Genomic DNA, 12,497 nt, shown 5'->3' on the forward strand with positions numbered 1-12,497 from the left:
CTTTCGGTCAAGCGCTGACGGTCGAGACCTTCGGTAGCAACGCACATCGGTGGTTATGGGTCCCTGCGTTCGCAGGGACGACGATAGTTTATAGGATGCGCAATCTGCCCTACGCGCTCGCGATCGAATTGTACAGCGACAGCTTGGAATTTGCCGCGCGAGCCACTAGATTGAGAAGATGCTACGAGGATTTCGACGATGCTGATCGAGGCTCTGGAGAGGGATGAGGGCAGAATTGCCCGGACGGGAGCGGACGCGATCGCGGCGGCTCGCGCCGCTGGCGTACCGGCCTACTATGTCGACCGATCGATCGGAGAAGGCATCATCAAGCTGATGCCGGACGGCACGATTCACCTGATCGATGCCGACAGGGAGGAGGACGTCATCCTTCGCACCATCATGCCGGGTCGATGATCGATACGTCCCTTCTCAAATGCTGGATCGTTGGCGGGACCAACGGATCGGGAAAATCCTCGATCTACCAGAATTCAAGGGAATTGCAGGGATCCGGCGAGTTCGTCAATGCCGATCTCATCGCTCGCGGGATTTCGCCGGGTAGACCCGAATCTGTCAGTCGGCTTGCGGGACGCCGGGTGATCGAAAGGCTCGACCGTCTCATTTCCGATCAAAGGAATTTCGTCTACGAAACCACCTTGTCGAGCCATCAGTCGCTCGACCTGCTATCGACCGCGCGGAATTCAGGCTATCGCGTTGGCCTGATGTTCGTGGTTCTGAGCAACGTCGGACTGAACGTGCGACGCGTCCACGAACGTGTAAGCCGTGGCGGTCACAGCATCCCGGACGATGTGATCCGACGTCGCTATGCACGGGGCTTCGCGAATTTTCCGAAAGCAATCCGGATCGCGCATGAAACGGTCGTTTTCGAGAACAGCGGCTCTGTACCTGTCAAGCTGATCTCGCTGATTGGCGGCAAGATTGTTCAGAACGCTCTGGATGAAACGACGATTTCGCATGTTGAGGTGGCGGAGGCGGTCGGTGACGCCCTCAAGATTTCCCTGCAGAGCGTACTCAGGGCAACGAGTTTGTAGGGCGGATCTTGATCCGCCGTCATACCCATCGCAACGGCGGATTACGCCTTCGGCTCCAATCCGCCCAACGCGCTGTGCTATTTAATCTCAATTCGGTATCCTAGGTACACTTATCTGCATTTGTCCGTCGTTTTCATCGCTGTCTCTATTTCGCCTTTGCCTTTCCTTGGCTCTTGCGGGCTTTAATTGCGCTGAGCACCTTCTGACCACCAACGAGCGCGGCCATCGCAGTTGTGCCGACCGTCATATCTGCTCCTGCCCAACCGAGCATTGCCACGCCTCCCACGAAGACGGGGACTCGTATTGCCCAATCCATTGCTTCAGCGCCATTCTCTTTCCACCAAGTTGTAAGTGTCTCGCCCATGCTACCGACCACGCGACCGGCTCGTCCGAGCAGCACCGGCTCGTTGGGGCTTGTCTCAAGGGCAGTCAGTGCTTTCGAGATCTGTTCGAAGCCATCAGCGAAAATCTTCATCAGCTCGCGCTGCTTTTTATGCCTTGCTATCCTGTCAGGATCATTGGGAAGATTCGCATCGAGCCGTGCGATCTCTTCGCGGGCCAGGACGTGGAGTGACTGCGCTAATGATAGTAGCTGGACACGGTCTCGTTTAATTCGCGAGACGACTACGGAGTTAGTCGAGTTCGCGCGAGCATCGACATGTACAAGGCGTTCATTAGAAACCTCAATAATGGATGTGAGCGCTCGGAGGAAATTTTGCAGCTTCGGGCTGCGCCCGTTCCGGGCAACAGTCGCAAAGAACCCGCTACCGAGCCCCGCACGCTCGCTCAACTTAGAATTCGCCATTTCCAATGTGGACTCAGAGTCTTTTATCAGTTCATAGAAGCGCGTTAGTTCGTCGTACCCATATGATCCCTCGGACACGTCCCTTCGAAGATTTATTGCCCGCTCACGCAGTTCCCGTATGGCGGCAATTTTATCTTGCTCCGGGTTCTGAATGCTAATTACGCGCGAAGATCTTGCCATGGCGGCCGAGTCCAATCCGTTCGCGGCAGTGGAGAGCGGAAGCGCGATCAGTGCGCTTCCGCTCTCCATACAAATCAAATCATCAATGCTGAATCGTGGGGAACGGCAACTTCAACGACCAATCGAGCTTCGTCATTGCGCCCTTCTGGCCCTTGACGAAGTGGTTCCAAGCTTGAACGAGAAGTGCGGTGCGAACAACATCATGAACGCGACCGTTATTGTCCGACGCCATTTTCATGATCTTTTTCGTCAGCTTCTGCTGGATCGGATGGGGCTCGCCATTAGCCCATTTCTTGAAAAACTCGTCAGCCTTTTGTGCATTTTTCTGGCGGGCCAGATAGTACATGGCTGCGAGCGGACCCACGGGCTGCTTGATGAGGCTCTTGATTTTCCTTGCGATCTTGACGCACGCTTCCAGCTGTGCGGCGTCAAGGCTGCCGTATTCGCGAAGGAGGTGATCCGGCTGGAAGGTGGTACGAGCTTTCGCCTCGCCACTATCGAGCAAGATCAGCCAGCGCACCGTTGCTGAGGTGTCGCTCGGGTAACTTATCTGCGCGATGTGGAAAACGTCGGAGGGATTGCGGTTCTTGCCACGATCCATGTTTGCGAAGACTTCGGGATCAATACCAAACACGACATGCGTACCGAAGGGCACACCGGCCTGGATGCAGGCCGAAAGACGATTCTGCCCGTCCTTCAGCATACCGTCGGTGCCGAACTTGATAGACTCGCCGGTAAGCTTCCAATTGCCAGCCTTCATGTCGGTGGCGTAGCGGCGGATTTCCTCCGGCTTCTTGGTGCGATTGCCCTTGTTCAGGTTCTCCAGCACGTCCAGCGCCAATTCGGGACCGATTGTGACACGGCGGCTGTTCTCGGGAGGCGAGGAAAGCCACTTGCTGAGCTGCTGACTCGTCAACTCGGGCAAGGTGTCCGAGTTAGACGGATTCGTAGACTTGATGGGGGTAACAGACATATGCGCATCTCCGTTTGTCCGCGCAGAATTAGCCCAACAATCGACGCGGCTCTGCCGGCGATGTTAGGTCGGCCCGTTGGGCCTATCCGACGAGACCTGCCCGTCGGAATTTCGGAGCGCTTTACCCAATCGAACGAGCCGCAGGCTGCCGGTTGTGCTTAGCGCGATAGTTAACAAATGGTTGAAGTCTTCGATTTGTCAAGGTCGGCGCGCTTGCCGTTCACCGATCTTTTGGGAAGAGCATTGGCGGACGGGATGCGGCGGGGCAGGCGCATTTCTCAGTTTATCTGCCGTGACTCCGCCTCAATTCGGGTGTGCATATCTGGCGCAACGCAACCTGGAGGAAATGGTAGTGGTGAGGCGGATACAAATCAGCGAGCAAATCAAGGGAGCGTTACGTCAGAGCGAGAGCTGGTGGACGTTGATCTTGGAGGATGATGGTACAAAGTCGATGGAGCATGAGTGGTCTCATGTTGATCCATTCGGCAAGAAGGCATCCAATGAGGGTAAGGAGATAATCCCGGTGGATTCCTTTCTGGCTGGCGATCACCCGGAGGCACTGAAAGCCAAAGTGCGAGCAGCGATAAAATAACTTAGCCTGTTGCCCTCGCCGCAGCATTTACTGCATGTGGCTAAAGGCACGAAGGGCGGCCTTTCGGCCGCCCGATGTTTTCCTGGATGCCGGGTCAAGCCCGGCCATGACGCTCAGTGAACCCTCACGAACACCCCGTCGTGCTGCCACACGTATCGCACTTCATGCACGTCCCATTCCGCACCAGCGTGAAGTTGAGGCACTCCCCGCACATCTCGCCTTCGTAACCTTTTGCCCGGGCTTCCTGGCGGCGTTCGGCCTTGGACGGTGCTGCCTGTGCCGCGGCGGCGCCCGCCTTGCTCCATTGCAGGGCTTCCAGCTTTTCGGTCGGCGACAGATCGTGCTGGACTTCCTGCTTCAGGGCCACCGCGCCTTCGAGCGCGTCGGTGACGCGGGCGGTGGGGCCGTGGCCGGACAGGGAGGTGACGTTATGGGCCCCGCGGGCTTCGGTTGACGGTTCGGCGGCGACGTTGCGCATCACCACGAGATTGTCGGTGCGCGAGCGGGTCAGGCCCTTCGACAGGTACTTGTTGTTGGGCTGCTCCGGCGCCTTGCCTTCGTCGACGCCGCGGCCCATCGCATCGAAATTGGTCTCGGAGGGGTCGACATGGGCGAGGTCGAAGCGGCCCATGTAGCTGACCGCGAGTTCGCGGAACACGTAGTCGAGGATCGAGGTCGCGAACTTGATTGAGTCATTGCCCTGCACCGGGCCGTTCGGCTCGAACCGGGTGAAGGTGAAGGCGTCGACATATTCCTCCAGCGGCACGCCGTATTGCAGGCCGAGCGAGATCGCGATGGCGAAGTTGTTGATGATGGAGCGGAGCGCCGCACCTTCCTTGTGCATGTCGATGAAGATCTCGCCGATCCGGCCGTCGTCATATTCGCCGGTGCGCAAGTAAACCTTGTGGCCGCCGACCACCGCCTTCTGGGTATAACCCTTGCGGCGATCCGGCATTTTTTCGCGTTCGCGCATCACCACGATGCGCTCGACCAGCCGCTCCACGACCTTTTCCGAGAGCTGCGCGGTGCGCGCGGCCATCGGCTTTTCGTAGAACGACTCGACGGCATCGTCTTCCTCGTCGTCGTCGCTGATCAGCTGCGAGTTCAGCGGCTGCGACAGTTTCGAGCCGTCGCGATAGAGCGCGTTGGCCTTCAAGGCGAGCTTCCAGGAGAGCAGATAGGCGGACTTGCAATCCTCCACCGTGGCGTCGTTCGGCATGTTGATGGTTTTTGAGATCGCGCCCGAGATGAACGGCTGCGACGCCGCCATCATGCGGATGTGGCTTTCGACGCTGAGGTAGCGCTTGCCGATCTTGCCGCAGGGGTTGGCGCAGTCGAACACGCTGTAGTGCTCGGCCTTCAGATGCGGCGCGCCTTCCACCGTCATCGCGCCGCAGATGTGCACGTTGGCGGCCTCGATCTCGCGCTTCGAGAAGCCGACGGCGGCGAGCAGGTCAAACCCAGGCGCCGCAATGGCTTCCGGCGCGATGTTCAGGGTGTTGCGCAGGAACTCTTCGCCAAAGGTCCACTTGTTGAAGGCGAACTTGATGTCGAAGGCGGTGGGCAGGGCGGCTTCCACCTTTGCCAGAGCTTCGTCGGTGAAGCCTTTGGCCTTCAAGGTGGAAACGTTGATGGCGGGGGCGTTGGAGAGCGAGCCGTGGCCGACGGCATAGGCCTCGATCTCGGCGATATCCGATTCGCGGTAGCCGAGCGCGCGCAGCGCCTCGGGCACGGCGCGGTTGATGATCTTCCAGTAGCCGCCGCCGGCGAGCTTCTTGAACTTTACGAGGGCAAAGTCGGGCTCGATGCCGGTGGTGTCGCAATCCATCACCAGACCGATGGTGCCGGTCGGCGCCACCACGGTGGTCTGGGCGTTGCGGAAGCCATTGACTTCGCCGAGTTCGAGCGCCTGGTCCCAGGCGTATTTGGCGCGCTCGACGATCTCGGTCTGCGGCACGCTGGCGTAATCCAGCGGCACCGGGTTGACCGCGATGCCCTCATAGCCGCGGCTTTCGCCGTGGGCGGCGCGGCGGTGGTTGCGGATCACCCGCAGCATGTGGGCGGCGTTCTTCTTGTAGCCGGGGAAGGGGCCGAGCTCTTTCGCCATCTCCGCCGAGGTGGCGTAGCTGGTGCCGGTCATGATGGCGGACAGCGCGCCGCACAGCGCGCGGCCTTCCTTTGAGTCGTAGGAAAGCCCCATGGTCATCAGCAGGCCGCCGATGTTGGCAAAGCCGAGGCCGAGGGTGCGGAATTCGTAGGACAGTTCCGCGATCGCCTTGGACGGGAACTGCGCCATCATCACGGAGATTTCGAGCACCACGGTCCAGAGCCGGCAGAGATGCTCGTAGCCCGCGACGTCGAACAGTTTGGCCGAGGTGTCGTAGAAGGTGATCAGGTTGGCCGACGCCAAATTGCAGGCGGTGTCGTCCAGGAACATGTATTCCGAGCACGGATTCGACGCGCGGATATCGCCCGAGGCCTTGCAGGTGTGCCAGTCGTTCATGGTGGTGTTGAAGTGCAGGCCGGGATCGGCCGAGGCCCAGGCGGCGTGGCCGATTTTCTCCCAGAGGTCGCGGGCCTTCAGGGTCTTCGTCACCTTCTTGTTGGTGCGGCCGATCAGGTCCCAGGTGCCATCGGTCTCGACGGCGCGGAGGAAATCATCCTTCAGCGAGACCGAGTTGTTGGAGTTCTGGCCGGACACGGTGAGGTAGGCCTCGGAATCCCAGTCGGTGTCGTAGATCGGGAAATCGATCTCCTTGTAGCCTTGCTTGGCGAACTGGATGACGCGCTTGATCATGGCGTCGGCCACCATCGCGCGGCGGGCGAGCTTGATCTCGCGGCGCAGCGCCGGGTTCTTCTCGGGATCGAAGCAGTCGTCGCCCGAGCCTTCGCAATTGACGCAGGCTTTCAGCACGGCCTTCAGGTGGCGCTGGTTCAGTTTCGAGCCGGTGACGAGGGCGGCGACCTTCTGCTCTTCCTTCACCTTCCAGTCGATATAGGTCTCGATGTCAGGATGGTCGGCATCGACCACCACCATCTTGGCGGCGCGCCTTGTGGTGCCGCCGGACTTGATGGCGCCGGCGGCGCGGTCGCCGATCTTGAGGAAGCTCATCAGGCCCGAGGAACGGCCGCCGCCGGACAGGCGCTCGCCTTCGCCGCGCAAGCGGGAGAAGTTGGAGCCGGTGCCGGAGCCGTATTTGAACAGGCGCGCCTCGCGCACCCACAGGTCCATGATGCCGCCTTCGTTGACGAGGTCGTCGCTGACGCCCTGGATGAAGCAGGCATGCGGCTGCGGATGCTCGTAGGACGATTTCGACTTCGTCAGCTTGCCGGTGAAGGGATCGACGTAATAATGGCCCTGGCCGGGGCCGTCGACGCCATAGGCCCAGTGCAGGCCGGTGTTGAACCACTGCGGCGAATTCGGCGCGACCATCTGCTTGGCCAGCATGTAGCGCAACTCGTCGTTGAAGGTGCGGGCGTCTTCTTCCGAGGTGAAGTAGCCGCCCTTCCAGCCCCAATAGGTCCAGCAGCCGGACAGCCGGTCGAACACCTGCTTGGCGGAGAGTTCGCTGACATAGCGCTCGGCTTCGGGCAGGCTCGCCAGCGCCACGGTGTCGGGCACCGAACGCCAAAGCCAGGACGGCACGGTCTCTTCCTCGACCTTCTTCAGGCGGGCCGCGACGCCGGCTTTGCGAAAATACTTCTGCGCCAGCACGTCGGAGGCGACCTGCGACCAGAACTCCGGCACCTCGACGTTTTCGAGGCGGAACACCACCGAGCCGTCGGGGTTGCGGATCTCGGATGTCGTCAATCTGAAATCAATGCCGGTGTACGGTGACTGGCCGTGGGTGGTGTTGCGTCGTTCGATTCGCATGTCGTGCCCCGTTCTAGTTTGACCGGCTCGCGTTGCACCGCGGAGCCGGGTGTTTTCCTTGAGCGAACCTCCCGGACCAAAGTTGCAGGCAACTTTGGCCCAGGGCTCGCAAGCTCTACCGGTGGACCCGGCCCTGTTTCTCTCTGGCGCAAGACCGATGCGAGCATCGGTCTTGTCGCTTCAACGCCCCAGCTCTCGAACCGCAGGGCCATTGTTGGCCCGTTTTTGTCGTCCCGAAAGTCCCCTCAGCGAGGTCAGGATTCCGGGCAAGCAAGCCCGTCACCCGTGCCTCTACCGGCAGTCGGAATGGTCGATTTGGAACCCTGTTAGGGAGCGTCCAGCGGGACTAAAAACCACCCGGCACCGAACGATCCAAAACTAGGCCGACTCCATCGCACCCGTCAAGGATTAGTACGAGTTCCTGAATCAAACACTAAATATGGTGGAAAAGGGAGAAAACCAGAGGCCGCCGGCCCGCTCTGGTGGAGCCAAGTATCAGTGAGTCCTCAGAGATTCCCAAGCAAAAATATTTGTTCCGGAGTGAACAATCTGGACTTCGCCCCGCTGTTCACAGGGCAACTATATTTTGTGCCCTCCGGGGCCTTTGGGGGTTGCTCCGGGAAGACTCACGTAGGGCTACGGAAGGTGAGGGCAGGCATGCCCGCCGGCCGATGGTCTCGGGCGGCCATTAGCTGCAAGGTGCCGCCGATTCTCGCCGGTAACCCAACTCCATGACCTATTCAAAACCTGCGCCGGCGCGTGCCGCCATCACGCCGGCGGGCCTGATGTTCCTCGCCATCACCTCGGTGGGCTGGGGATTCAACTGGCCGGTGACGAAATACCTGTTGAGCGAGCTGCCGCCGCTGACCATGCGCGGCTCCACGGGCGTGATCGGGGCGGGGCTATTGGCGGCGCTGGCGCTGTTCAGTGGCCAGAGCCTGCATGTGCCGCGCGCGCTGTGGCCGCGGCTGGTGCTGGCGGCGATGCTCAATGTCGCGCTGTGGATGGCGCTGATGGGGCTGGCGCTGCTGTGGCTGCCGGCCAGCGAGGCCGCGCTGATCGCCTACACCATGCCGATCTGGGCCTCGATGCTGGCCTGGCCGGTGCTCGGCGAGCGGCCCAATCTGCTGCGGGTGATTTCGCTGGTGATGGCGTTCGCGGGCCTCGCCTCCATCATGGGCGGCAACGGTTTTGCCGCCAGCGTGGAAAAGCTGCCGGGAATCATCATGGCGCTCGGCGGCGCGCTCGGCTTTGCCGTCGGCACCGTGCTGGCGAAGAAGCTGCCGCTCAATCTGCCGCCGCTGTCGGCCGCCGCCTGGCAGATCGGGATCGGCTGCCTGCCGGTCGCCATCGTCGGCCTGCTGGTCGAGCACGCCGATATCGGGAAGCTTTCGAATCTCGGCTGGATCCTGCTGTTCTATTCGACCGTGATCCAGTTCTGCGTGGCCTATGTGGCCTGGTTCGCGGCACTGGCGCGGCTGCCGGCCTCGGTGGCGGCGATCGGCACCATGGCGGTGCCGGTGATCGGCGTGGCGGCGTCCGCGGTGGCGCTGGGCGAGCCGCTCGGCCTCGGCCAGATCGCCGCATTGGTGTTCACGCTGGCCGGCGTCGTGCTGGCGACGCGGTCATGAGCGGCGCCTCGAGCCAGCGCGCGGCGAAGAGCATATCGCCGCTCGGCCTTACGTTCCTCGCCGTCACCTCGGTGGGGTGGGGCCTCAATTTCCCGATCATGAAGAACCTCCTGAGCGAGTGGCCGCCGCTGTCATCGCGCGGGCTGTGCGGCATCGTCGGCGCCGTAGCGCTGGCGCTGTTCGCGGTGGCGCGAAAGCAGAGTCTCGCAGTGCCCAGGCCGATGTGGTCGCGGCTGGTGCTGGTGTCGCTGCTGACGATCGGCGGCTGGGTCGCCTTCATGGGGCTGGCGCTGGTTTGGCTCCCCGCCAGCGAGGCCGCGGTGCTCGCCATTTCTATTCCGGTGTGGGTGTCGCTGCTGGCCTGGCCGATTCTCGGCGAGCGGCTGTCACTGCTGCGCGCGATCTCGCTGGCGGTGGCGCTCGCCGGCATCGCGGTCCTGATCGGCGGCAACGAAATCGAGGCCAGTTTTGTCAAGCTGCCGGGATATTTGTGCGTGCTGGCGGGCGCGATCTGCGTCGCGCTCGGAACCGTGCTGACAAAACACTTTCCGCTGGCGATGCCGCCATTGTCGCTGGCGGCCTGGCAGATCGGCATCGGCTGCCTGCCGATCGCGATCGTCGGCCTCGCGGTCGAGCAGCCGCAGCTTTCGGCGCTGTCAGCGGTCGGCTGGGCATCGATGCTCTACATGACGCTGATCCAGTTTTGCCTGTGCTACGTCTGCTGGTTCGCAGCGCTGGAGCGATTGCCGGCGGCGACCGCCTCGATCGGCACGCTGCTGGTGCCGGTGATTGGCGTGCTCTCGGCCGGCGCCATGCTGCACGAGCCGCTCGGCGTGCGCGAGATCACGGCCCTGGTGGTAACGCTCGGCGGCGTCACCATGGCGCTGCGCTCCTGAACGAAAAAGGACGGCGCACCGGAGTGCGCCGTCCTCGTGTTCAGTCGGTCTCCGACGTCGCTACGGGCAGGCGTGCCGCAGGCCGTCATAGCCGAGATAGGTCCCCGACCGCACATCGTAGGAGCGATAGGTCCGCCGGCAATATTCGACGTCATCACCCCCCGGGGCCACCGCGACGACGGGCTCGTCGTAATAGCCGTCATCGTAATAGCCGTAGGGGTTGCCGTAATAGCCGTAGCTCGACCCCAGCGCGCCGCCGATCACGAGGCCGGTGCCGATGCCGTAGCCCGGACGGTAGTGCCGATAACCATGGCCGCCGTGCCCGTATCCGCCACCGCCATAGCGCGGGCCACCGCCGCCAATCACGGGACCACCGCCACCGCCGCGGTAACCGCCGCCGCCAATGGCCGCGCCGCCACCGCGAAAACCACCACCACCGCCGCCGCCAAGGGCGGGGCCACCGCCGCCCCGCGCGACGCCGCCGCCCGCCTTATCGCCCATCTGGGCGAAGCTGGCGGTGGGGGCTGCCAATGGCAACAGGAGGGCCATCATAGCGGCCGCACTCAAAACTTTAAGGCTGGTCATTATCGGCTCCATTTGCGGGACTGCGTCTAAAACCCTCTGACGGGTTGGAGGTTCCCGAGCCCTGCACCAATTGTGCATGGCCAAGACTGTCAGCCCGGAACTGTACGCGGAATGAACGGATTGTAGCTATTCCGCGACAGCCGGTCACACAAAGTTGTTGCCGCAGCACCCCCCGGGCGGCCGGCCTGGATGCCGCGGACTTCAACTGGACAATCCGGCCCGCCGATGGCATCAGGGGCCAAGCGTTCTCGAACCGGCCTCGCGCATGAAACTGTTTTTCCTGAAGCTCTTCACCTGGTGGAACGGCCAGACCTTTGGCACGCAATTGTGGACCTGGCGGTTCGGCGAGCTGGTCGGCAAGGACGAGCAGGGCAATCTCTATTACCGCACCAAGGGCGGGGCGATCGATCCCACGCTCGGCTTCCAGCGGCGCTGGGTTGTCTATAACGGCTATGCCGAGGCCACCCGGGTGCCGCCGTCCTGGCACGGCTGGCTGCATCACACCGTCGATGTCGCTCCGACCGAAGAGAGCTACACGCCCCGCGAATGGGAAAAACCGCACGTCCCCAACATGACCGGAACGCCGGCGGCCTACCGGCCCTCCGGCTCGACGCTGGCCAGCGGCCGCCGTCCCAAGGCCACCGGCGATTACCAGCCCTGGACGCCGGGCAATTGAGGATTGAATCCTGAGCGGCCGTCAGGCCCTCAGGCGTTGAAGTCCGCATGAGAGCCGGCGGGCGGCTGCGCTGAATAGCCCGCGCTCCGCTGCGCCGTTGCCCTCTGGTTCTCCGCCATCATCGCCTGCCAGGCATCGTCCAGTTGGGTCCGGGAATAGTTCGTCGAGATATCCGGACGCGGCGTCCATTGCGACTGCGTGATCGCGGTCGGCGCCTTCTCGATCGTACCGCCCAGCGCCTTGGCAATCCGCTCCGCGCGCGCTTGCGCCAGATCGGGGCCGCCGTTGAGGCCGGGCGGGTCCTGCAGGTCGCCTACCGCCGCGGCGGCGGCGTTGGTCATGACCGAACAACCGCCGTTATAGAGCGTCGCCACCACCTTGCCGTTGACCTTGACGGTCGCATAGGTGTTTTGCGGTGCGTTATCCGGCACCTCGGTGGCCATCCTCGCTTCCGCGGCTTGCATGTTAAGCCAGTGCGTCGCCATCTGGTCGCGAAGTTCGGGTAGGTCGGTGATTGAAACGGCCTTGAGTTTGGACGTATCGATCTGTTTCAGTTCCGAGACGGGGATGCCGTGTCTGGCATTGCCTGGGGCTTCGCTCGCGGCATCGGGCGGAGGCAACGCATCGGCCGGCGTCAGTGTCTTCGTCGATGGCTGCGCTGGCGCGGACCTGTAGTAGATCCCGATGTTTGCGATACTGGAAATCATGGATATCCCCGTTGCTGCCGAGGTGAAAGCAACCGCTATGCCAGCGCGGAAGTGATTGATCGGACTGCGTTTGTCTCTCGCGCAAAATGCCTGTGGCCCGGAAAATCCTGCCGGTGGCGGCAAGACCTTCCACCGCGATGGCGCGGCGCAGCTGTTGTGAATAACGGGGACAGCGGGGACGTTTGCCGCGCCATCGCGCGGCGATGTTGAATGCCGGACGCGCTCATGGCTCAATCAATCATCCTACGGAGATGGGAAACCATCGCGTCGGTTCGGGCAACAGTTCGCGACTGCCCCGATGTGCAGCGGCTGCCGATCAGGATGTGGCTGGGAGATAGGCCCCCGGTGCTGAATTCCTGAAATCGCCCGTCAATGTGGAGCTGCCGTAGGAAAGGAAAGGCCGTCCGGGCAACCGGGCGGCCTTTTTCTTTTCACGATGTCGATCGAGTTCATATGCGCGCTTGCTCCGCTTCCTCATGGTGAGGAGCGCGTCCGGTCAGCGCCCGCGCTGCCCGGCGCGCGTCTCGAA

General features: G+C 62.2%; 11 protein-coding genes. 6 read left to right on the top strand and 5 right to left on the bottom strand.

What is annotated here, in order from left to right; genetic code table 11:
* The first annotated feature begins 198 nt into the window (after nt 1-198).
* Both Q7U29_RS14845 and Q7U29_RS14850 read left to right on the top strand, forming a co-directional pair.
* Nucleotides 199-414, top strand: a complete 216-nt coding sequence (locus Q7U29_RS14845; protein ID WP_304742671.1) for a hypothetical protein — start codon at nt 199-201, stop codon at nt 412-414.
* Complete coding sequence (locus Q7U29_RS14850) at nt 411-1,049, top strand: zeta toxin family protein (protein WP_304742673.1); 639 nt, start codon at nt 411-413, stop codon at nt 1,047-1,049. Before Q7U29_RS14845 ends, Q7U29_RS14850 begins: the two co-directional genes overlap by 4 nt.
* A 145-nt stretch (nt 1,050-1,194) precedes the next feature.
* On the opposite strand, the gene Q7U29_RS14855 is transcribed toward Q7U29_RS14850, so the two are convergent.
* Both Q7U29_RS14855 and Q7U29_RS14860 read right to left on the bottom strand, forming a co-directional pair.
* Nucleotides 1,195-2,034, bottom strand: coding sequence for a hypothetical protein (locus Q7U29_RS14855; protein WP_304742675.1), 840 nt, complete (start codon nt 2,032-2,034; stop codon nt 1,195-1,197).
* An 82-nt stretch (nt 2,035-2,116) separates the two neighbouring features.
* Complete coding sequence (locus Q7U29_RS14860) at nt 2,117-3,007, bottom strand: hypothetical protein (protein WP_304742677.1); 891 nt, start codon at nt 3,005-3,007, stop codon at nt 2,117-2,119.
* 355 nt (nt 3,008-3,362) lie between these two features.
* On the opposite strand from Q7U29_RS14860, the gene Q7U29_RS14865 reads away from it, so the two are divergent.
* Nucleotides 3,363-3,599: a hypothetical protein gene (locus Q7U29_RS14865; RefSeq protein WP_304742679.1), complete on the top strand. Its 237-nt coding sequence runs from the start codon at nt 3,363-3,365 to the stop codon at nt 3,597-3,599.
* Between the two features lie 124 nt (nt 3,600-3,723).
* On the opposite strand, the gene Q7U29_RS14870 is transcribed toward Q7U29_RS14865, so the two are convergent.
* Nucleotides 3,724-7,473, bottom strand: a complete 3,750-nt coding sequence (locus tag Q7U29_RS14870) for a vitamin B12-dependent ribonucleotide reductase (protein ID WP_304742681.1) — start codon at nt 7,471-7,473, stop codon at nt 3,724-3,726.
* 731 nt (nt 7,474-8,204) lie between these two features.
* Here Q7U29_RS14870 and Q7U29_RS14875 point away from each other — a divergent pair.
* Entirely contained in the window at nt 8,205-9,104 is a 900-nt protein-coding gene (locus Q7U29_RS14875; RefSeq protein WP_304742683.1) for a DMT family transporter, read from the top strand.
* Nucleotides 9,101-10,000: a DMT family transporter gene (locus Q7U29_RS14880; RefSeq protein ID WP_304742684.1), complete on the top strand. Its 900-nt coding sequence runs from the start codon at nt 9,101-9,103 to the stop codon at nt 9,998-10,000. Before Q7U29_RS14875 ends, Q7U29_RS14880 begins: the two co-directional genes overlap by 4 nt.
* A 60-nt stretch (nt 10,001-10,060) precedes the next feature.
* Here the strand turns inward: Q7U29_RS14880 and Q7U29_RS14885 are convergent, their stop codons facing one another.
* On the bottom strand, nt 10,061-10,585 hold the full coding sequence (locus Q7U29_RS14885) for a BA14K family protein (RefSeq protein ID WP_304742686.1): 525 nt from the start codon (nt 10,583-10,585) through the stop codon (nt 10,061-10,063).
* A gap of 265 nt (nt 10,586-10,850) precedes the next feature.
* Here Q7U29_RS14885 and Q7U29_RS14890 point away from each other — a divergent pair, with 265 nt between their 5' ends.
* Nucleotides 10,851-11,261, top strand: coding sequence for an NADH:ubiquinone oxidoreductase subunit NDUFA12 (locus Q7U29_RS14890; RefSeq protein WP_304742688.1), 411 nt, complete (start codon nt 10,851-10,853; stop codon nt 11,259-11,261).
* Between the two features lie 29 nt (nt 11,262-11,290).
* Here Q7U29_RS14890 and Q7U29_RS14895 read toward each other — a convergent pair whose 3' ends face one another.
* Nucleotides 11,291-11,968, bottom strand: a complete 678-nt coding sequence (locus Q7U29_RS14895; protein ID WP_304742690.1) for a hypothetical protein — start codon at nt 11,966-11,968, stop codon at nt 11,291-11,293.
* Nucleotides 11,969-12,497 lie beyond the last annotated feature (529 nt).

Origin of the sequence: Bradyrhizobium sp. (assembly GCF_030654605.1) — a bacterium.
GTDB lineage: Bacteria > Pseudomonadota > Alphaproteobacteria > Rhizobiales > Xanthobacteraceae > Bradyrhizobium.